The sequence below is a fragment of the Rhodococcus sp. RDE2 genome, assembly GCF_020885655.1.
Classification (GTDB): domain Bacteria; phylum Actinomycetota; class Actinomycetes; order Mycobacteriales; family Mycobacteriaceae; genus Rhodococcus; species Rhodococcus pyridinivorans.
Genome location: NZ_AP025186.1, coordinates 2752818 through 2772716 on the forward strand (window position 1 = coordinate 2752818; position 19899 = coordinate 2772716).

Here is a 19899-nt window from a genome sequence, read left to right on the forward strand (position 1 = left end):
AATGAAGGTGAAGAGGTAACGGAAAAGCGAACTGCCTCGCGGTAGTAGAGAGGGGCGTGGACCGGTCGCACCACGCCACGAAGGCGATATGACGCCGCCGTATCAGTCGCCTCGATGCGACGGCGGGTTCGGCGCAACCCATGTTCCGAGCCAGACCGTCTTCACGTTGGCCAGCATCCGTCTCGACTCGGCTTCGGACGGCCTGAGTGATCGGTCCTTGAAGAAGGCCATGACGATCATGTCGGTCAGGGTCGTGACGAGGCCTTCGTGGTCGTCCGACAGCGGAGTGATCTCCCCGGCGTCGGCGTCCCTACTCATCTGCGCGGCCAGTCGGCCGTTGAGATCGGTGACCAGCGCTGTCCACCGCGCGCTGAGCTTGTCGTCGTAGTTGACCGCCTGCAGGCCGGCGACCATCACGCGGTCGCGCTCGACCCAGGCGCGATAGGACGTGCCGAAGAGCCGGTCGAAATAGTCGGCGTGGGACTCGCCGGCGCTGGATCGTCACAGCCGCACGCGCAGCGGGACTGTCGTCGCCGATCCAGAGTGTCTGGACCGCCGTGAGCGACCTGGCCGGGCTCGCGGAATCGTCCCGAGTCGGCCGCATCCAAGGATTCTTCGGACGCTCCGTCGTCCACCCGAAGCAGATCGACATTGTCAACGAGGCCTACACGCCCTCGGCCGAGGAACGAGAGCGCGCGCAGCGCATCGTTGACGACGCGTCCGCGTCCTCGGCGGCGGGGGAGTCCGCGGTTCTCGACGAGAACGGCAGATTCATCGACCCGGCGGTCGTTGCGAATGCTCGCGTCGTACTCGACCGAGCCCCGGCCATCACAGTACGAGGAGCCACATCATGACCGAACAAACCATCACCGGTCCCGACGCACTGCTGAATGCGGTCGTCGACACCGACGTCGACATCGTCGAGCTGGGACATCCCCACACGACCGGTATGCCTTGCTCACCGAACCACCCCGGATTCCGGATGACGCTCATCCGCCGGCACGGCGACATGGTGCGACCCGACGGCGGATCGGCATCGAACGAGATCATCGTGACCGGCGGACACGTCGGCACCCACGTCGACGCGCTCTCCCACGTCAGCCACGAGGGCAAGCTGCACGGCGGCATCGACGCCCAGGAAGCCCAGCGCGGTGGAAAATTCTCCCAGCTCGGCGCGGAGTCCATTCCCTTCATGCTTCGCCGTGGACTGCTCCTCGATGACGCACGGGTCCGCGGCGTCGACTCCCTCGACGCGGGGCAGGCGGTCACCGAACAGGACCTGCGCGACGCGGCCGACGCCGCCGGTGTGACACCGCGCCGCGGTGATGTCGTGCTGATCCGTACGGGATGGGCCCGGTACTTCGACGATCCGCAACGCTATCTCGGCCAGCAGGACGGTGTTCCGGGCGCCGATGTCGGTGCGGGCCGGTGGCTCGCGGCCAGCGGCATCGCGGCCGCCGGTGCAGACACGACTGCCTTCGAACACATCCCGGCGGGCAAGGGGCACAGTGTTCTTCCGGTTCACCGAGTGATGCTGGTGGAGAACGGAATCCACATCATCGAGCACCTCGACCTCGAGGATGCAAGCGCCCGCGGCCTGACCGAATTCACGTTCGTCATGGCACCGCTGCGCATCACCGGCGGCACCGGTTCGCCCGTGCGCCCCGTCGCGGTGGTGGCCTCGTGACCAGCACCGAGACCCGACACGACCTGACCGGAACGGTCGTCGGCCGGCTCGCCGCCCTCGCCGCCGACATCCGCACCACGGGACTGCCCGCAGAACTGCGCAAGGACGTCGCGCGCCGGGTGCTCGACCTGCTCGGAAACTCCCTCGCGGCGCACGACCAGCCGTCCGCTCGCGTCGTCACCGAGGTGGCACGCAACTGGTCGGGCGCAGCCGCGGCCAACGGCATCGGCACCCGAGAGCGGTTCCCGGCGGCCACCGCCGCGCTCGTCAACGGAACACTCGCCCATTCGATGGATTCCGACGACACCCATCTGCCGTCGGTGCTGCACCCGTCCGCTTCGGTGATCCCGGCGGCGCTCGCCGTCGGTGAAGCAGTGGGAGCCTCCGGTGCAGCCGTTCTCGACGCTGCGGGTGTGGGTATCGAGATCGTGGTCCGCCTGGGAATGGGCGGCTACGACGAGGAACTCGGCAACTCCGAATTCTTCGAACGTGGCCAGCACGCAACCACCATCTGCGGTGCCGTAGGTTCGGCTGCCGCCGCAGCGATGCTCTACGGACTCGAGACCGAAGGCATCGCGGACGCCATGGGCATCGCCGCGAGCTTCGGTGCCGGATTGCTCGAAGCCAACCGCACCGGCGGCACGGTCAAGCGGACGCACTGCGGATGGGCCGCACACTCCGGTGTCACCTCGGCAGAATTCGCTCGCGCCGGGCTCACCGGACCGCCGACCGTGATCGAAGGACGCTTCGGATTCTTGCACGCCTTCTGCGGCGATCGGGCCGACACCGCGAAGGTGCTGGACGGACTGGGCGAGCACTGGGAACTGCCGGGCATCTTCTTCAAGCCCTACCCGTGCAACCACTTCACCCACGCCGGCATCGACGCCGCGCGGGCGCTCGTCCGCGACGGTCTGGACCGGCCGACATCGTGGAGATCCAACTCGGCGTACCGAAGCCGGTACTACGCACGATCGCCGAGCCCCCGGCATCGAAGGCTGCTCCCGAATCCGGTTACCACGCGGCCTTCTCGGGCCCGTTCACCGTCGCACGGGCACTGCTCGGTGGCTCGGGACTCGGTGTGGGACACGCCGATTTCACCGACGCTGCCGCGAAGGATCCGCGCACACTCGAACTCGCGCGGCTGGTCACGAGTTACAGCGACGACCGCTGCGACGAGATCTACCCACATCAGTTCCCGGCGGTGCTCCGGGTACGTACGCGGGACGGTTCCTGGCACGAGGCTCGCGTCGACCATAACCGGGGTGGTCCGGCGAACCCGCTCTCCGACGACGAGCTCACGATGAAGTTCGATCTCAACGCGAAGGACGGTTGTCGCCGGAGAGCGCCGTAGAGGTCGCTGGAGCCGCGCTGGCGCTCCCCGCCGCCGAGTCACTCGATGCCCTGATGGCGACCGTGCGCGGTTGATCCACGCAATGTGCGGATCGTGATGGTGTGCCGTCCGGTCGCACGCGAGAAGGCGGGTCTTCTCCGGTAGCTCTGTACCGAAGAAGACCCGCCTTCGGCGCAGCGCCTACGGAGTGCGCACGCGGGCGAGAAACTCTGCGACCATCGTCAGGACGGTGTCGCCGTTCGTAGCTCGCGGCGCAGCAGTTTGCCCGTCGCCGTCTTGGGGATGTCGGAGATGATCTCGACGAAGCGTGGGCACTTGTAGGCCGCCAGTCGCTTCTTCGTGAACGCGATCAGCTCATCGGGCGTGACCGTGGCTCCGGGGCGGAGGCTGACGAAAGCTTTGACAGTCTCCCCTCGGTACTCGTCGGGTACACCCACCACCGCTGCTTCGCGAACGGCGTCGTGTTCGTAGAGCACGTCCTCGACCTCGCGAGGCCAGACCTTGTAGCCACTGGCGTTGATCTGGTCCTTCTTGCGGTCGATGATGTAGAACCAGCCGTCGCTGTCCATGTAGCCGACATCGCCGGTGTGCAGCACGCCGTTCGGGATCGAGTTCGCCGTGGCCTCGGGGTTGTTCCAGTACCCCGCCACCACCTGCGGTCCCGCCGTCACGAGCTCCCCGACCTCGCCCGGGGGAAGATCGTTGCCGTTGTCGTCGACGATCCGCACGACGGTGTCGTAGACCGGCACGCCCACGGAGGTCGCTCCGGTCAGCTCGTCGACCGGAGCCCGCCTGCCGAGCGGCACCCCGTGTGACGGGGAGGTCGTCTCGGTGAGGCCGTAGATGTTGTGGATGTAGTGACCGAACCTCTCCTCGAACGCCGCGATGGTGCTCGGCGGGATCGGCGCGCCACCCGAATAGATCTTGGTCAGGCTCGCCAGGGCCTCCTTGCTCGCGTTCGGAGCGTTCATCAACGCGATGAACACCGTGATCGACCCCACGGTGAACGTGGCGCGTTGCTTCTCGATGGTGTCGATGGTGTCGGCCGGATCCATGCGGTACATCAGCACCAGCGGTGCACCGGTCAGCAGCGACAGGGCGATGTGGCCGACGAGCCCGGTGATGTGGAACAGCGGTGCGACGCCGAGGACGACGTCGTCTGGACCGATGTCGATCCAGTCCCGGTAGGTCTGCGCGTTGAACGCCACGTTGCGGTGGGTGGTCATCGCGCCCTTCGGTGGGCCGGTGGTCCCGGAGGTGTACGTCAGGAAAGCGACCGTGTCGGGGCCGATCTCGGCAGGAGGGGCGGTCCGGCCCCGGAAGGCCGCGAGCATCTCCGCCATGTCCGTGGTGCCCGCGCACGCGACGCGTTCGACGCCGGCGAGGGTGCCGCTGTTCGCAGTCTGGTACTCCAGTTCCGACGTCGTGATCACGGTGCGCACGTCGGTCGACTCGACGACCTTCGCTGCCACGTCGGTGTAGAGGGATTGCAGCGCGACCAGGACCGTGGCACCGGAGTCGCGCAGGATCTCCTCGAGTTCGCGTTCGCGGTACATCGGGTTGGCGGACACCGCGATACCGCCGGCCTTCCACGTTCCGAGCTGGGCGATCACGAATTGCGGCACGTTCTGTGCGTAGATCGCGACTCGTTCTCCTGGACGGAACCCGGCGTCGAGGATGCCCGCAGCGAAGGCGTCGCTCAGCTCGTCGAGTTCGCGTGCGGTGATCCGGCCGTCGAAGTAGCGGATGATGTCGGCGTCCGGATTGCGGTCGACGGTCGCCCGGAACATCGCCAGGGCATTGTCGAACTCGATCGTGCGTGGTTGCCGTTGCGCAGCGTCGTACTGCGACAACCACACCTTGTCGCCGTAGATGGTCATGGTTCGCCTCAGCGGATGACGATGGGATTCACCGGGGCGCCGGTGCCGTTGACGATCTTCAGGGGCGCGGCGGTGTAGAGGAAGCTCCATCGGCCATCCGCAGCGCACGCGTCGGCGAGGTCGTCGAGCCAGGCGATCTCCGTCAGCGTGACACCGAGATTGCGCATCAGCGCGCAGTGCAGCGGCAGTGCGACGCCGCTCTGCGGGTCGTAGGTCACCTCGTTGGCGATCGTGTCGGTCACCAGGTTCGGAATCTCCTTGTCCTGGAACCACTCGACGAGTTCGGGGGAGTAGGTCAGGCCGGGTTCGCAGAATCCGTCGTAGAACTGCTCGGGGTTGTTCAGCTCGTACCAGTACTTGAGCCATCCGGTGCGGATGATCAGGATGTCGTGCGGCTCGATGGTCACACCCTGTGCGGTGGCAGCTTCCTCGAGGTCGCGGTGGTCGAAGGTTTCACCTTTGTCGAGATAGGGCTTCCCGCGATGGCGGGCCATGTCGATGAGGACGCCGCGGCCGACGACGCCCTTCTCCGCGATCGGGAGGACGGAGGCCTTGTCCATTCCTCCGACGGTGCTGCGGGCGTCGTATCCGTTCCAGAGTTTGCCGTCGTACCAGACGTGGCCGAGTGCGTCGTACTGGGTCGATCCCTGGAGGAAGACCAAGGCGGTGTCGTCGGCGTAGTGCAGGCCACCCGGGAAGGCCGGAGCCCCGTCGCCGTCCCAGGAGCTCTCGTCGAGCACGTTCTGCCGCTTGATTCCTTCGCGACCCGGCCAGAGCGGGTCGCCGGGGCTCTCGGCGCGTCCCATGTGGATCTGGAGCGTGAAGGTCTCGCCCGACTTGACGTGCTGGACGCCGCGCAGAACCTCTGCTGCGTCGAGGTAGTTCAGTGCACCCAGCTCGTCGTCGGGTCCCCACTTGCCCCAATTGCTCGGCGCGTTCTCTCCGAGCAGTTCACGCATTGCGGGAGCGTCGACCTCGGTCATGTTGTCCTCCATCGGGTAAACAGCGGGAGCGAGCACACGCTCGGTGTCGCCTATGGTGCACGTCACACTTGCCGACGTCAACGGTTCGATATTTTCCTGAAAAGGACTGCGAGACAGTCGTGCAAATGGATACGCTGCCCGGAACGGTCGAGGGTCGGGTGAGCAGTGTTCAACTATTCCAAACACAGGAGTTGTCGGTGAGCGCGGTTTCGGTCGACAGGTCGGCGTCGGTCGGGGCCGGGTTGCGCCAGGTACGGACTGCGCGCGGCATGACGCTGCGGGGCCTGGCCCAGCGCATCGACGTCAGCCCGGCCACGCTGAGTCAGATCGAGAACGACAAGACCGGATTGACCGTTGATCGCTTGAACCGCATCGCCGACGCACTCGGAGTGCGGCCGGCGGACATCCTCGAAGCCGGTCGGACGGCACTTGTGGCACCCGCAGTGGAACCCGAAACCCTCGTTGCGGCCCGGCCAGACCGCCTCGGACAGACCGAAACGCGCCGGCAGTGGCGTGAGTACGAGCCGTTGCCGCTCGCGCCCGTGGTCCAGGCCGCGCTCGAGGAGATCCTCGCCGTGGGTTACCACGGCACGAGCATGCGCGAGATCTCCAAGCGCTGCGGCCTGTCGGTTCCCGGCATCTACAACTACTTCACCAGCAAGCAGGACATCCTGATGACGATCTATCAGGTGACGATGGACGATCTGGAGCAGCGCACGCGCGGCGCACTCGCCGAAGGGGCCGGCCGAGATCCTGTCACGGTCTTCACATTGTTGATCGAGAACCTGGCGCTGTACCACACGCACCGGCGCGAACTCGGCTTCATCGGTGCCAGTGAGATGCGTTCTCTTACAACGGAGAATCGACGGATCATCGCCAACAAGAGGAACTGGCAACAAGCGGTCGTCGACGAGAAGGTGCTGGCCGCCGTGCGCGCCGGATCGTTCCGGGTCCGCAATCCCGAGGACGCCGCTCGCGCCGTGGTTTCGATGTGTACCGCTCTCCCCACCTGGTGGCGACCCGGCGGGCGGATGAGCCCGGAAGAAGTCGCGAACCTCTACGTGGAGTACGCCCTCGATCTCATGCAGTACCGAGGCTCAGACCTCGACCGCAGTCCCTGACCGAACCTCGACCCCGTTTCACGACGTCCCCGACCGAACCTTCGAGGGAGAAACCGTATGACCGACGTAGCCAACAGCATGCTCACCGCGCAGACGAACACCGGATCACTGGATCTTCGACCGTCTCCCAGAGCACTCGAACTCGAACAGGCGCTGGTGGAGTTCATGCACAGCCACGTGTTCCCCGCCGAACACGAATACGAGACCTATCGCCGCAACGTCGGCCCCGACGACCACACCGTCCCGCCCGTCATCGAGACCCTCAAGCAGGAGGCCCGCAAGCGGGGCCTGTGGAATCTGTTCCTGCCGTCCGAATCCGGCATCGGGCAGCTCGACTACGCCGGACTCGCCGAAATCACCGGCTGGAGCCTGCATCTCGCCCCGGAAGCCACCAATGGGCAGGCTCCCGATACCGGCAACATGGAACTGCTCCACCTGTTCGGCACCGATGATCAGAAGAAGCAGTGGCTCGACCCACTGCTGAACGGCGAGATCCGGTCCGCTTTCTCGATGACCGAGATCGCCGTGGCCAGCTCCGATGCCACCAACATCGAGACCAGAATCGAGCGCGACGGCGACAGCTACATCATCAACGGTCGCAAGTGGTGGACCAGTGGCGCCGCGGATCCTCGCTGCAAGGTGCTGATCGTCATGGGCAAGACCGATCCGAGTGCCGACACCCATCGTCAGCAGTCCATGATCCTGGTGCCGATCGACACTCCGGGGGTCACGATCGTCCGCGACCTGCCGGTGTTCGGACGACACGACCAGCACGGTCACTGCGAAGTCGTCTACGACAACGTCCGCGTTCCCGCCGAGAACCTCCTCGGGGAGGAGGGCGGCGGCTTCGCCATGGCGCAGGCACGTCTCGGACCCGGCCGCATCCACCACTGCATGCGCGCACTCGGCGCCGCCGAACGAGCCCTGGCATTGATGACCACGCGCGCGCAGGGACGTGTCGCCTTCGGCAAGACACTGGCCGAGCAGGGTGTCGTGCAGCATCAGATCGCCGAATCGCGCGTCGCGATCGAACAGGCCCGGCTGCTGTGCCGTCTCGCGGCCAAGACCATCGACGAACACGGCAACAAGGCCGCCGCCCCGTACGTGTCCGCCGCGAAGGTCGCAGTGCCGCGCATGACCCTCGAGGTCATCGACCGGGCGATCCAGGTGCACGGCGGCGCGGGTATGAGCGACGACGTCCCCCTGGCCGCAATGTACGGCTGGCACCGCGCCATGCGCATCTACGACGGGCCCGACGAAGTGCACCTGCGCACGATCGCCAAGAACGAACTACGCAAGTACCCGAAGTGACCGCGCTCCTCGTACGGATGGGGACGCAGCCGATCGAAGGGCCGGCACCGTAGGCCGATCACGACCGTGCGTCGGACTTTCCCTCCCCTCGACATAGTGTCTGCCTATGGCCGCCGGTTTCGAATTCTCCTGGGCTCAATTCCTGTGGATCGTGCTCATCTTCGTGGGCGTGCCGACCCTGATCGGCGTGAGCACGGTGTGGGTTGCCTGGCAGCGGGAGCGTGCCGGTGTCCGGAGTCCGACGAGCGACCACGAGCAGACCGGTGATCGACCCGTGGGTCTCGGCCGGCGCGGCCTGTGGGCGACCGGTGCAACCGCATTCGCACTCGGATTCTTGTCCTGCGCGGGATGGTTGAGTTGGTCGGCAGAGCACGACGGAGAATTCCGAGGCCCCGGCCTGCCCGCACCGAACGAGTTCCCCACCTGGCAGGTGATCGCCTGTGGAGTGACCGCCGTGCTGGCGTGCCTCCTTTCCGCTCGTCGATCTCGCTGGGTGGTGAGCGGCGGACTGGCCGCCGCAATCGGCACGGCGGCAGGATTCACCACCGCCTTCAGCGTGGTGGCCAGTACCGACGACACCGGTCAGGCGGGAGTGGGTGTGATGCTGTCGGAGATCGGATGGGGCATCGGGCTGTGCCTGCTGATGCTTGTCAGGGCCGCTTGGATCAGAGTTGCGCGTCGCAGAGCGGTGGGCGCGTCGTAGCTCATCGATGCGGTGGTGGGAAACGATCCGGTGTCCCGCCGAGTCCGTGGAATGTCGAGATCCGAGCACCGGCTCCGTCCCAGCAGCAAACGGACGAGACAACATCGAAGGATGGATCCCATGGCACACGTACGACGCTTCGATCATGTCGGCCTGACCGTCTCGGACCTCGACGCCGCGACGGCGTTCTTCGTCGGCCTCGGCTTCGAGGTCGAAGGCACCGGCACTGTGCAGGGCGACTTTCCCGCGACCGTCTGCGGTCTGCCCGGCACGCACTGCGACATCGTGATGCTCCGACCGCCGGACGGAGGAGCCCGGCTCGAACTCTCGAGGTTCATCGCACCCGACCACCTTCCCGGCTCGCCGACGGCGATGCCCAACGAGCTCGGGATCCGCAATGTGTCGTTCGAGGTCGGCGATCTCCACGCTGCCGTCGATGCTGTCGCCGAGCGGGGATACGGCCTCGTCGGGGGCATCGGTGAGTACGAGAACAGTGTGCGAATGGCGTACGTGCGGGGACCCGACGGGATCATCGTCTCGCTGTTCGAACAGTTCGGTTGACGCTCGTCCCTACCCGCGGAGATCGGCACCGAAAGTCTGAGTACATGCGTGCGCAGACTGCTAGGGTGCCGGAGTGCAGATCGCCATCGTCGTCTTCCCGGGTCTGACCGCACTGGATGTCGTCGGACCGTACGAAGTGCTCCGGTACCTTCCGGAGGCGGACGTGCGCTTCGTCTGGCACGAGACCGGACCGGTCGTTGTCGACAGCGGAATGCTCGCGCTCGGCGCGACACACACGTTCGACGAGACACCGTGCCCGGACATCGTGCTCGTACCCGGGTCGGGGACAGCCATCGCCGTCGCCGCCGAGGACAACCGTCTCCGCGAATGGCTGCGCAGCGCACACCGGACATCGACGTGGACCGTCTCCGTATGCGGCGGCGCGCTGATTCTCGCCGCGGCGGGACTCCTCGAGGGCCGACGCGCGGCGTCGCACTGGCAAGCGCTGACGGCGTTGCGCGCGTTCGGAGCGGTTCCGTGCGGTGACGAACGGGTGGTCTTCGACGGCAAAGTCGTCACCTGCGCCGGCGTCTCCGCCGGAATCGACCTGGCACTGTCGCTCGCGGCCCGGATCGCGGGGGAGGAACGCGCGAAGGCGATCCAGTTGATGATCGAGTACGACCCCGCCCCGCCGTTCGACAGCGGTCACACCAGTTCGGCGTCGCGGCATACGAAAGTGCTGGCCAACGCACTTCTCACCCGCGACGCCGTTCGCGTTTCCAATATGACCGCGGCAAGTCGTTTGGCGTGGTCGACGGTGATCGACGGAGTGCGCGCTCGCCGATCGCGGACACGCGCTCGATGATCGGCCGGCCGGTTCAGCTCGTCCCGGCCGTTCTCGCTGCATCCAGTTCGGCACGGAGAGAACTCGATTCGGTCTTCAGCGTCAGATTCTCCGCCTGAAGCGTCCTCGTCTCGTCGCGTAAGGCGGTGATCTCGTCGCGCAGTGCCGACAGTTCAGCCCGCAGTTCGTCGCCACGCGCCCGTGCTGCGGTCTCGGCCGCCTGGGCCGTCGCGGCGGTGATGCGCGATTCCTCGAGTCGGCTCCGTAGCTCGGAGGTGCGGTCGCGCTCGGTGGTGAGCTCGGTGTCGAGGCGTTCGCGGGTCGCGACCTCCCGGTCGAGCGCGGCCTGCAGGCGCGCGAGCTCGGCTCGCAGATCGGTGATCTCGACGGTCGCGCGCTCACGCTGGGCAGCCGCGTCGTCGAGTTCCCGTCGCTGTGCGGTGAGCGACTCGTCCTGCTGAACGATCGTCGCTCGCAGGTCGCCGACAGTTCGTGTGTGCTCGGCGGTCGCTGCCTCGAATTCGTCCTTCCACCGCTGCAGTGTTGCCGCGTGCTCGTCCTTCAGCCGAGTCAGCTCGGCGTGATGCGCTTCCTCGAGTCGGCGCACCTGTTCGGTGTGTGCGGTACGAGCGTCGGCGAGTTCGGCATCGACGGCGGCCACTGCGGCGTCGGCGTTGTCGCGGTCCTCGATTGCCTGGGCGAGTTGTTCGCGTAGCCGGACGATCTTCGCGTCGGCGTCGGCTTTGACCTTCGCGAGTTCGGCGGCCGACCGCGTCATCTGAGCCTCGACGGCCTCGGCGTCGGTGAGCTTGTCGACCGCGGTGGTGATCCGCTCGGCGATCGCCGAGTACTGCTCGACGGTGTTGGTGGCCAACGCGCGTAGTGCAGTGGTGGCGGCCGTGAGCGCGGAGACCGCATCGTCCGGGCTCTCGACGACCGGTGGGGCCATGCCGGCAGCTTCCTTCTTGGCGCGCTCGCGTTCGCGATAGGCGCGCACGCGGTCGGCTGCGGTGGCGTACTTCCGGGGGCGTCCCACCCGAGGCTTGCTCGAGTCGTCCTCGTCGGTGGTCGCTTCGCGGGCGGGGGAGTGTGCGTCGGTCATGGATGTCCTCGTCGTGGCGCCGAAATCGCAGGTCGTAGGTATCGTACCGCATTTAGTTACGTTATTACAGAACAAGACCGTAATGAAACGAAACGATATGAAACATGCTGAACTGGCCAAACAACGTACGATTTCCGGTTTCGTAACTACTATCGCCATTGAAACCGCTCGCTTTCGTCCATGATCGAGTGAGAGCACTGATCGTCATAATCCCCACTTATGACGATCAAGTGCCGACACGGGTCGAAAACTGTGCATCCCTCCGATCCGGGGATCGGGGAGCCGGCAGAAAAGTGGGACCCTCGGCTCCGGCGCCGGTCGTCAGGTGCGCGGAACGCGAGTCGTCAACTGTGTGCCCGGGCCGGCGGAGGCGATGAAAGGCATTGCAGCGCTGGAATTCTGCGCTCGGTCGAGCGTGCATGTCGATGAAGGAGGGATAGTCGAACGGGCTCTGCATACGAAGGGTGATCTCAGGTGCAGGACAAAGGGGGTACAGGGATGAGACATGTCGGAATCCTGGGCCACAGCTGGGAAGGTGCCTCGCTGTGCTGGCGCGAGGTGTGTCAGCACAGCACCCGTGTCGGGCATCCGGCACATCCGGACGTCACCATGGACTGCATCTCCTTCGAGCGCTGCATGCCCGCGTGGGAGCGCGGGGACCACGAGGCGGTGCGCGCCGTACTTGCGACCAGCGTCGATCGTCTGGCCAGGGTCGGATGCGACTTCTTCGTGTGTCCGGACAACACCGCCCATCTTGCGCTCGAAACGCCCGGCGATCCCCTCGCGATTCCCGGGCTGCACCTGATCGACGTTGTCGCCGACGCGGCGCAGTGCGCCGGGCACCGACGCGTCGGCATCCTGGGAACGCGGTTCACCATGCAGGGCCCTCTGTACCCCCGCGAACTGGCGGCACGAGGAATCGAGGCCGTCATCCCGACGGACGACGATCAGGCCCTGGTGCACGCGGCGATCTTCGACGAATTGGTGCACGGCGTCTTCCGGGACGAGACCCGGGCGTCCTTCATGGACCTCATCGGCAGACTCGCGGACTCCGGGTGAGACGCGGTCGCGCTGGTGTGCACCGAGATCCCGCTGCTGGTCTCCCCGGACGACTCGCCGTTACCGGTACTGGATTCGACACGGCTGTCCGGACGAGCGGCCCTCGAGGTGGCACTGGGAACGCGCGACCTGCCGACCTGGCGCGGCGGACAGTTCCGGTGATAACAGGCAGGTAGCCACAGCGGGTCGTAGCATCGAGCACATGGTCCTCTTCTACGAGATCGCCCTCGTGATCGCGTCGGTGCTCATCGCGTGGTTCGCGGTATACGTGCTGTATCGCCTCGTCACCGACGAGTCCGCCGACCGGCGCTGACAGGTCGCCGCCCGACCGGCCACATGCGGACATGTCGGCCACACTGCCCCGGCTCAGCGAGCCCGGGGTACGTCGGCTGTCGGCGTCCCGGCTTGTCGAGCACGGGCCGCGGGCCTTCGGGGTTGCGTGGCCGGGGTGGGGGCGGACGATGACCGACAGTTCGTTCCGCCCCGAGCGCACCTACCGACCGAGCCGGTGGCGGCACCTCGAGAACGCCGTGATGAGCGCTCTCACCCGCGCGGGGTTGGTGCCGCACTCCAATCTGTTGACCACGCGCGGCAGGCGCACCGGGAAGATCCGCCGCAACCCCGTGCTGATCGTCGATCTGCACGGAAAACGTTGGCTCGTGGCCCCGTACGGATCGGTGGGGTGGGTGCACAACGCGCGTGCTGCCGGTGAGGTCGAGCTCAGCAGGCGGCGGGACACGCACCGCTACTCGATCCGTGAGGTGTCGGCGGAGGAGGCCGGGCCGGTCCTGCAGCGGTACGTCGAGTTGGCGTCCGCCACCCGACGGTATTTCGAGGCGAGCAGGAACGACCCGGTGGAGCGGTTCGTCGCGGAGGCCGATCATCATCCGGTCTTCGAACTGCTGCCACCGACGTAGTCGACGGACATCTCTCGTACGAGATTCGGGTAGCGCACTACGCGTGTGCATCGTGCCGACGGTGAGCACCATGATCCTCGTCGATTCGATTCGAATCGACGACCCTCCACACCACCGAGGCACGGTCATGGTTACGAAATACGAAGTCGTCGCAGGCGACACCCTCTCGAAGCTGGCACAGCGGTTCTACGGTGACGCGACGTTGTACCCCGTGATCGCTGTTCCGAACGGCATCGTCGACCCGGACGACATCACCGTCGGACAGGAACTGCTCATCCCGTACATCACCGACCGGCACACCGTTGCGCCCGGCGAGACACTGTCGGGATTGGCGCAACACTTCTACGGCGACGGGACCCTGTTCCCGGTGCTCGCGGCGGCCAACCACATCACCGACCCGAACGTCGTCCGGGTCGGCCGGTCACTGCTGGTTCCCGAACTCGGGGACGTGGGGCACCACACCGTGGTCACCGGTGAGACCCTCTCGGGGCTCGCACGTCGCTGGTACGGCGAGGCGCAACTGTATCCGGTGATCTCGTTTCCGAACCACATCACCGACCCCGACCACGTCGAGGTCGGACGGGTGCTGATCCGTCCCGGGCTCAACTACCGGCACACCGTCGTCGCAGGCGATACCCTGCGGGCTCTGGCGGAGGACCACTACGGGAACGCGGAGATGTTCGCCATGATCGCGGCTGCCAACCACATCGCCGATCCGGACAGGATCACCGTCGGGCAGGTGTTGTTCTTCCCGAACCTCACCGACTTCTGAGGAGGGATGCCGTGGGGCCGGTGCGGGTCAGGGGCCGACGGGGTAGTGGCTCCGGACGGCGATGCGGTTCCACGCGTTCATGACGATCGCAAGCCACGTGACGGCGGAAACCTGCTCGTCGCTGAGCGAACCGTTGTCCCACTCGTGCCGACCGGGTTCCATGGGGTGCGTGACCTCTTCCGCCAGGGCGAGCGCGGCCCGCTCCTGGTCGGAGAAGTACTGCGACTCCCGCCAGGCCGCGAGGACCGCGAGACGATCGGTGGTCTCGCCCTTCTCCAGGGCGTCCCGCGTGTGCATGCGCAGGCAGAACGCGCACCCGTTGAGCTGCGACGTGCGGATCTTCACCAGTTCGGCGAGCTTCGCATCGAGACCGGCCTGCGCGACGGCCTCCTCGACCTCCTTGTTCAATGCCAGTACGCTCTTGTAGGCGGCCGGGTGCTGCTTACCGAGATTGACGTGCGCCATCGTGGATGTCCTTCCGGCGAGCGACACCGGCCGGAACGACCGGCCGCTCCATTCTGTCAGCCGCATCCGGGCCGGTGGGGGCGGTTCGCGCTGCCGGATCAGTGGCCGCGGTCGTACTCGTTCTGCGCGGCGGCGATCTCGGGCATCGACTCCTCCACGACGTCGATGAGCGTCAGCAGTGGCGCGGTGATGCGGCGTCCGAGGTCGGTGAGCGAGTACTCGACGTGCGGAGGGATCGTCCCCAGGACGGCTCGGTGGATCAGGCCGTCGCGTTCGAGGGTCTGCAAGGTCTGCGACAGCATGCGTTCGCTCACGCCGTCGACCCGGCGACGCAGTTCCGAGAACCGACGCGTGTCGTCGACGAGGGCCGCCAGCACCAGCACACCCCAACGCCCGGTGATGCTCTGCAGCACCGGACGCGACGGGCACTCGCGCGCGAAGACATCGGCTTCGGGGAGGCGATCGGTGCTCATGAATGCCGAGTATACGGCGGCTATGCGAGCGATGGGTACTGACTCGAACGGTTGCACTTACTAAAAGTAAGTGATGAGATGGTGGGGTTCCCGAGCCCGCTCGACCACTTCGAGGAGTCCCATGACCATCGCTGTCACCGGCGCCGCCGGCCACCTCGGCCGCCTGACCATCACCGCCCTCCGCGCCCGCGGAATCGCCGCAGGCGACATCGTCGCCATCGTGCGCGACGCGGCGAAGGCCGCAGACCTGGCCGCCGACGGGGTGCAGGTCCGTGTCGCGGACTACGCCGATGCGGCGGCCCTGCGCGAGGCGCTGGCCGGTGTCGACAAGCTGCTCCTCATCTCCGGCAGCGAAGTGGGACAGCGATTGCCCCAGCACACCAACATCATCGACGCCGCCAAGGCCGGCGGCGTCGCGTTCATCGCCTACACCTCGATCCTGCGCGCGGCCACGAGCCCGCTGATCCTCGCCGGCGAACACAAGGCCACCGAGGAACTGCTCGCCGCCTCCGGCATCGAGCACACCCTCCTGCGCAACGGCTGGTACTGGGAGAACTACGACAACTCGGGCACCGCAGCCGCTGCCACCGGGGCGCTGTTCGGTTCGGCCGGCACAGGCCGCGTCGCCGGAGCGGCCCGCAAGGACTTCGCCGAAGCCGCCGCCGCGGTCCTCACGACCGAGGGACACGCCGGTGCCGTCTACGAACTCGGCGGTCAGCGACTGACCTACGCCGACCTGGCGGAGGTCCTCTCCGGCATCGTCGGCGTACCCGTGACCTACAAGGATCTGCCGAAGGAGGAGTACGCGACGATCCTCGAGAACGCCGGTGTGCCCGTACAGTTCGCGGCAGTGCTCGCCGACTCCGACGCGGGCATCGCCGTCGGCGCGCTCGACACCGACAGTGGAGATCTCGAACGCCTCATCGGACGCCCCGCCACGCCGGCAGCCGAAGCGATCGGTGCCTGACACCCGCTAATCCCGTCGAGTCCGGGCGCGTGATGGCAGGATCGGGACTCGTGAGCTCCGCGAATCTGACCCGTGCCGAAACCGCCGCGCGCGCCCGCGCACTCGACGTGCACTCCTACCGCGTCGAACTAGACCTTCGGGGTGCCGTCGACGCCCGACGCACCGGATTCCCCACGGTCACGACGCTCGAATTCACCGCCTCCACCGACGAGGCCTGGCTCGATTTCATCGGCGACTCCGTCGAGTCGGTGACGATCAACGGCGAGCTCGTGCCCGTCGTCTACGACGGCGCGCGGATCACCATCGGTGGTCTGAAGGAGATCAACGTCGTCACCGTCGTCGCGACCGGCCGGTACAGCCGGTCGGGGGAGGGGCTGCATCGCTTCGTCGACCCCGTCGACGGCGAAACCTACCTCTACACCCAGTACGAACCGGCCGATGCCCGACGCGTGTTCGCGTGCTTCGAACAGCCGGATCTCAAGGCGCCGTTCACCTTCGTGGTCACCGCCCCGCGGCGCTGGCAGGTGCTCTCGAACGAGGCCGCCGAGCGCACGGTGCAGCGCGACGACACGCAGACCGTGACGTTCGCGCCGACCCAGCCGATCTCCACCTACATCACCGCGATCGTCGCCGGCCCGTACCACCGGGTCGACGCGTCGTGGAGCCGCGACGAGCTGACGGTGCCGCTGGGGGTGCTGTGCCGCGCCTCGCTCGCCGAGCATCTCGACGCCGACGAGATCGTCGAGGTGACCCGGCAGGGCATGGACTTCTACGCCGAGCACTTCGACTATCCGTATCCGTTCGGCAAGTACGACCAGGTGTTCGTGCCCGAATACAACCTCGGCGCGATGGAGAACCCCGGCTGCGTCACCTTCACCGAGGCGTACGTCTTCCGTGGCGCCGCAACCGCCGCCCAGCACCAGGGGCGCGCCAACACGATCCTCCACGAGATGGCCCATATGTGGTTCGGCGACCTGGTGACCATGAAGTGGTGGGACGACCTGTGGCTCAAGGAGTCGTTCGCCGACTTCATGGGCGCCTTCACCAGCGCCGAGGCCACCAAGTTCACCGACGCGTGGGTGGCCTTCGCGAACCGCCGCAAGGCCTGGGCGTATCTGCAGGACCAGCTGCCCACGACGCATCCGATCGTCGCCGACATCGTCGACCTCGAGGCCGCGAAACTGAACTTCGACGGCATCACCTACGCCAAGGGCGCGAGCGTGCTCAAGCAGCTCGTCGCCTATGTCGGCCGCGACGCCTTCTTCGAGGGTGCCCGCCGGTACTTCCGCAAGCACGCCTTCGGCAACACCACCCTCGACGATCTGCTCGTCGAACTGTCGAGCACCTCCGGCCGCGACCTGACGTCCTGGGCGCAGGCATGGCTGCAGACCACCGGCGTATCCACCCTGCACCTCGAGGAGTCCGGGACCGGGTACGAGATCGTGCAGAGCGATCCGCGCCCGCATCGCCTCGCCGTCGGCTGCTACGACCCCGACGACTCCGGCGACCTCGTCCGCACCCACCGCGTCGAGGTCGACCTCGCCGACGAACGCACCCCCGTCGACCTGCCCGAGGCGGCGCTGGTGCTGCTCAACGACGACGACCTCACCTACGCGAAGATCCGCCTCGACGCCCGGTCGCTCGACACGGTCGAGTCCTCCTTGGACCGCGTCCGCGAACCGCTCGCGCGCGGCCTGCTGTGGTCGGCGCTGTGGAACGCGACCCGCGACGGGGAACTCGCCGTCGACCGCTATCTGTCGATGGCCGCCCGGTTCGCCCCGCACGAGGCGGACATCGCGCTGCTCACCGCGGTGCTCGCCAACGCCGCCCAGGCCGTCGAACACTATGTGCCGGACTCGGCGCGCACCGATGCGCGGCGTCGCTGGCTCGACGCGGTCTGGGACGGGATGCACGGCGCCGCACCCGGCAGCGACGCCCAGCTGGCGTTCGCCCGCGCCGTCGGTGTCGCGGCGAGCATCGACGACCGGCACGCCGCCGACCTGCGAGCGATCCTGTGCGGCACCGTCGCACCGCCGGAGGGCCTGCGCCTCGACCCCGACCTGCGATGGAGCTGGTGGGCGGCGCTGACCACCACCGGCGACGCCGACGAGGCCGACCTCGACGAGGAACTGCGCACCGACGACACCGCCTCGGGACGCACCGCGCACCTGCGCGCACTCGCCTCCCGTCCCCGCGCCGAGGTCAAGGCGCACGCGTGGGCGACGATCCTCGCCGACCACACCCTCACCAACGACCACCTCGACGCGACCATCGCCGGGTTCCGCGCCGGGGCGCGCCGCGACCTGATCTCCGCCTACGACACCGACTACTTCGCCGTGCTGCAGGAGACCTGGACGAGCCGCAGCATCGAGATCGCCCGCCGCATCGTCGTCGGGTTGTTCCCCGCGGCCGACAGCCTCGAACCCGTCGACACCTGGCTCGAGGCCCACACCGACGCCCCGGCCGCGCTGCGGCGGCTGGTGATCGAACAGCGCGACCATCTCGCCCGCGACCTGCGTGTCCAGAGGATCAACACGCCGTGACCAGCCCGGATCTGCCCCGTCCCGAGGTGCCCGCGGTCCCGGATACGGTCGCCACCGCGATGCGGCGGCTGCGGGAGAAGGCGACCTCGGAGAACACTCGCGCCGCCCAGATCGGCGACTGGACGATCTTCACCCGCTGGTGCGAACGCACCGGGCACAGTCCGATGCCGGCCACCGCCGAGCAATTGAGCTGGTTCCTCACCGAGAAGGCCGCCGAAGTGCGCCCGGACGGGCGCTGGGCGTACGCGCCGTCGACGCTGTCGCGGTGGGTGTCGACCATCAACAAGATGCACGCCCTCGCGGGCCTACCGAAACCCGGTGGGCACGAATCGGTCCGCGACCTCCTACGCGGCATCCGACGCGACCGGGCCACCCCGCCGGCGCGCCGGACCCCGCTGCTCACCGACGACATCCGCACCATCCTCACCGCGATGCGCTCCGAGGCGGCCGACGCCGGGTGGGCCGAACGCGTCGCCGAACGTCGCGACGCGGCGCTGCTGCTCATGGGGCTGGCCGGGGCGCTGCGCCGCTCGGAGCTCACCGGCCTCGTCGTCTCCGATGTCGTCCCGCACCGCGCCGACGGGCTCTACGTGACGGTCCGCCGCTCCAAGACCGACCGCAGCGCCCGCGGCCGCACCGTCACCCTGCCGTACGGGTCCGATCCGCACACCTGCCCGGTATGCGCCTATCGACGCTGGCGGGAGGTGCTCGACGCGTGGGACGAGTCCGGACGCGAGGCCGTCGTCGACCTGCTCGGCACCGCCGCGGCCGACCCGGCCGAGCACTGCTGCCGCGGTCTCGCGGCCGGGCGCACACAGGACGGCGACCGGTCCCTGTTCCGGCCGGTGCACCACAGCGGCACGGTGGGGACGACCGCGCTGTCGGGACAGTCCGTGCACTCGATGATCCAGCGCCGCGCCCGCCGCGCCGGATTCAGCGACGACCTCGTCGCCACCCTCGGCGGGCACAGCCTGCGGGCCGGGTTCGTCACCCAGGCGGTGCGCGGCGGCGCGACCACGCAGACGATCATGACGCAGACCGGGCACGCGGACGAACGGATGGTCGCGCTGTACAGCCGCCACCACGCCGGTCTCGTCGGCAACGCCGTGACCCAACTCGGCCTGTGAGCGGATTCGGGTGGATCCGACCCCGCTCAGCGGGGCCGAACCCACCCGAATCGACGACGGAACCGGCACATGCTGTCGCCCGGCGCTCGTAGG

General features: G+C 67.4%; 22 protein-coding genes and 1 pseudogene. 17 read left to right on the top strand and 6 right to left on the bottom strand.

Features of this window, described 5'->3' with window-relative positions:
* Positions 1-102 precede the first annotated feature (102 nt).
* Positions 103-417: a hypothetical protein gene (locus LPH33_RS12910; protein ID WP_143533474.1), complete on the bottom strand. Its 315-nt coding sequence runs from the start codon at positions 415-417 to the stop codon at positions 103-105.
* A 140-nt stretch (positions 418-557) separates the two neighbouring features.
* Between LPH33_RS12910 and LPH33_RS12915 the strand changes: the two genes are divergently transcribed.
* From LPH33_RS12915 to LPH33_RS12930, 4 genes and pseudogenes are all read left to right on the top strand, one after another.
* Positions 558-854 carry an HpcH/HpaI aldolase/citrate lyase family protein gene (locus tag LPH33_RS12915; RefSeq protein WP_226949835.1) on the top strand — a complete coding sequence of 99 codons (297 nt, stop codon included), beginning with the start codon at positions 558-560 and terminating at the stop codon, positions 852-854.
* Positions 851-1687, top strand: a complete 837-nt coding sequence (locus tag LPH33_RS12920; protein WP_106199639.1) for a cyclase family protein — start codon at positions 851-853, stop codon at positions 1685-1687. Before LPH33_RS12915 ends, LPH33_RS12920 begins: the two co-directional genes overlap by 4 nt.
* A pseudogene (locus tag LPH33_RS12925) lies at positions 1684-2406 on the top strand (MmgE/PrpD family protein); the annotation flags it as partial. The gene LPH33_RS12920 and the pseudogene LPH33_RS12925, both read left to right, overlap by 4 nt.
* Complete coding sequence (locus tag LPH33_RS12930; RefSeq protein ID WP_229568336.1) at positions 2352-3038, top strand: hypothetical protein; 687 nt, start codon at positions 2352-2354, stop codon at positions 3036-3038. The pseudogene LPH33_RS12925 and the gene LPH33_RS12930, both read left to right, overlap by 55 nt.
* Positions 3039-3259: 221 nt before the next feature.
* Here LPH33_RS12930 and LPH33_RS12935 read toward each other — a convergent pair whose 3' ends face one another.
* Together LPH33_RS12935 and LPH33_RS12940 are read right to left on the bottom strand one after the other, a co-directional pair.
* The gene (locus tag LPH33_RS12935; protein WP_229564877.1) at positions 3260-4918 is read right to left on the bottom strand and encodes a class I adenylate-forming enzyme family protein; all 1659 of its coding nucleotides are present in this window, start codon (positions 4916-4918) and stop codon (positions 3260-3262) included.
* Between the two features lie 8 nt (positions 4919-4926).
* Positions 4927-5901 carry a cyclase family protein gene (locus LPH33_RS12940; protein WP_026060867.1) on the bottom strand — a complete coding sequence of 325 codons (975 nt, stop codon included), beginning with the start codon at positions 5899-5901 and terminating at the stop codon, positions 4927-4929.
* 197 nt (positions 5902-6098) lie between these two features.
* On the opposite strand from LPH33_RS12940, the gene LPH33_RS12945 reads away from it, so the two are divergent.
* The 5 genes from LPH33_RS12945 to LPH33_RS12965 all read left to right on the top strand — a co-directional run bounded on the left by LPH33_RS12945 (position 6099) and on the right by LPH33_RS12965 (position 10402).
* Positions 6099-7022, top strand: coding sequence for a helix-turn-helix domain-containing protein (locus LPH33_RS12945; protein ID WP_324256215.1), 924 nt, complete (start codon positions 6099-6101; stop codon positions 7020-7022).
* 57 nt (positions 7023-7079) lie between these two features.
* A complete protein-coding gene (locus LPH33_RS12950; RefSeq protein ID WP_145692004.1) occupies positions 7080-8333 on the top strand; it encodes an acyl-CoA dehydrogenase family protein in 1254 nt (417 codons plus the stop codon).
* Positions 8334-8439: 106 nt separating this feature from the next.
* A complete protein-coding gene (locus LPH33_RS12955) occupies positions 8440-9036 on the top strand; it encodes a hypothetical protein (protein ID WP_088898981.1) in 597 nt (198 codons plus the stop codon).
* 120 nt (positions 9037-9156) lie between these two features.
* Positions 9157-9597, top strand: coding sequence for a VOC family protein (locus LPH33_RS12960; RefSeq protein WP_088899020.1), 441 nt, complete (start codon positions 9157-9159; stop codon positions 9595-9597).
* A gap of 73 nt (positions 9598-9670) precedes the next feature.
* Positions 9671-10402 carry a DJ-1/PfpI family protein gene (locus LPH33_RS12965; RefSeq protein WP_145692003.1) on the top strand — a complete coding sequence of 244 codons (732 nt, stop codon included), beginning with the start codon at positions 9671-9673 and terminating at the stop codon, positions 10400-10402.
* 13 nt (positions 10403-10415) lie between these two features.
* Here the strand turns inward: LPH33_RS12965 and LPH33_RS12970 are convergent, their stop codons facing one another.
* Positions 10416-11483 (bottom strand): hypothetical protein, encoded by a 1068-nt coding sequence (locus tag LPH33_RS12970; protein ID WP_229564878.1) that lies wholly within the window; start codon positions 11481-11483, stop codon positions 10416-10418.
* Here LPH33_RS12970 and LPH33_RS12975 point away from each other — a divergent pair.
* From LPH33_RS12975 to LPH33_RS12995, 5 genes are all read left to right on the top strand, one after another.
* Positions 11482-11667, top strand: a complete 186-nt coding sequence (locus LPH33_RS12975; protein WP_229564879.1) for a hypothetical protein — start codon at positions 11482-11484, stop codon at positions 11665-11667. The genes LPH33_RS12970 and LPH33_RS12975 overlap by 2 nt on opposite strands.
* Before the next feature lie 314 nt (positions 11668-11981).
* Positions 11982-12542 carry an aspartate/glutamate racemase family protein gene (locus tag LPH33_RS12980; protein WP_229564880.1) on the top strand — a complete coding sequence of 187 codons (561 nt, stop codon included), beginning with the start codon at positions 11982-11984 and terminating at the stop codon, positions 12540-12542.
* Positions 12543-12557: 15 nt separating this feature from the next.
* Complete coding sequence (locus tag LPH33_RS12985; protein WP_229564881.1) at positions 12558-12704, top strand: hypothetical protein; 147 nt, start codon at positions 12558-12560, stop codon at positions 12702-12704.
* A gap of 299 nt (positions 12705-13003) precedes the next feature.
* Positions 13004-13459: a nitroreductase family deazaflavin-dependent oxidoreductase gene (locus LPH33_RS12990; protein ID WP_059384457.1), complete on the top strand. Its 456-nt coding sequence runs from the start codon at positions 13004-13006 to the stop codon at positions 13457-13459.
* 127 nt (positions 13460-13586) lie between these two features.
* Positions 13587-14231 (top strand): LysM peptidoglycan-binding domain-containing protein, encoded by a 645-nt coding sequence (locus LPH33_RS12995; RefSeq protein ID WP_229564882.1) that lies wholly within the window; start codon positions 13587-13589, stop codon positions 14229-14231.
* A 27-nt stretch (positions 14232-14258) separates the two neighbouring features.
* Here LPH33_RS12995 and LPH33_RS13000 read toward each other — a convergent pair whose 3' ends face one another.
* Positions 14259-14696 carry a carboxymuconolactone decarboxylase family protein gene (locus tag LPH33_RS13000; protein ID WP_059384458.1) on the bottom strand — a complete coding sequence of 146 codons (438 nt, stop codon included), beginning with the start codon at positions 14694-14696 and terminating at the stop codon, positions 14259-14261.
* A 98-nt stretch (positions 14697-14794) separates the two neighbouring features.
* Positions 14795-15169: a winged helix-turn-helix transcriptional regulator gene (locus tag LPH33_RS13005; protein ID WP_059384459.1), complete on the bottom strand. Its 375-nt coding sequence runs from the start codon at positions 15167-15169 to the stop codon at positions 14795-14797.
* 121 nt (positions 15170-15290) lie between these two features.
* Here LPH33_RS13005 and LPH33_RS13010 point away from each other — a divergent pair, with 121 nt between their 5' ends.
* Genes LPH33_RS13010 through LPH33_RS13020 form a run of 3 tightly spaced genes read left to right on the top strand, consistent with a single transcriptional unit; the run spans position 15291 to position 19806 of the window.
* The gene (locus tag LPH33_RS13010; RefSeq protein ID WP_229564883.1) at positions 15291-16136 is read left to right on the top strand and encodes an SDR family oxidoreductase; all 846 of its coding nucleotides are present in this window, start codon (positions 15291-15293) and stop codon (positions 16134-16136) included.
* A gap of 50 nt (positions 16137-16186) precedes the next feature.
* Positions 16187-18679 carry an aminopeptidase N gene (gene pepN / locus LPH33_RS13015; protein WP_229564884.1) on the top strand — a complete coding sequence of 831 codons (2493 nt, stop codon included), beginning with the start codon at positions 16187-16189 and terminating at the stop codon, positions 18677-18679.
* Complete coding sequence (locus LPH33_RS13020; protein WP_160875356.1) at positions 18676-19806, top strand: tyrosine-type recombinase/integrase; 1131 nt, start codon at positions 18676-18678, stop codon at positions 19804-19806. Before pepN ends, LPH33_RS13020 begins: the two co-directional genes overlap by 4 nt.
* Positions 19807-19899: the final 93 nt, after the last annotated feature.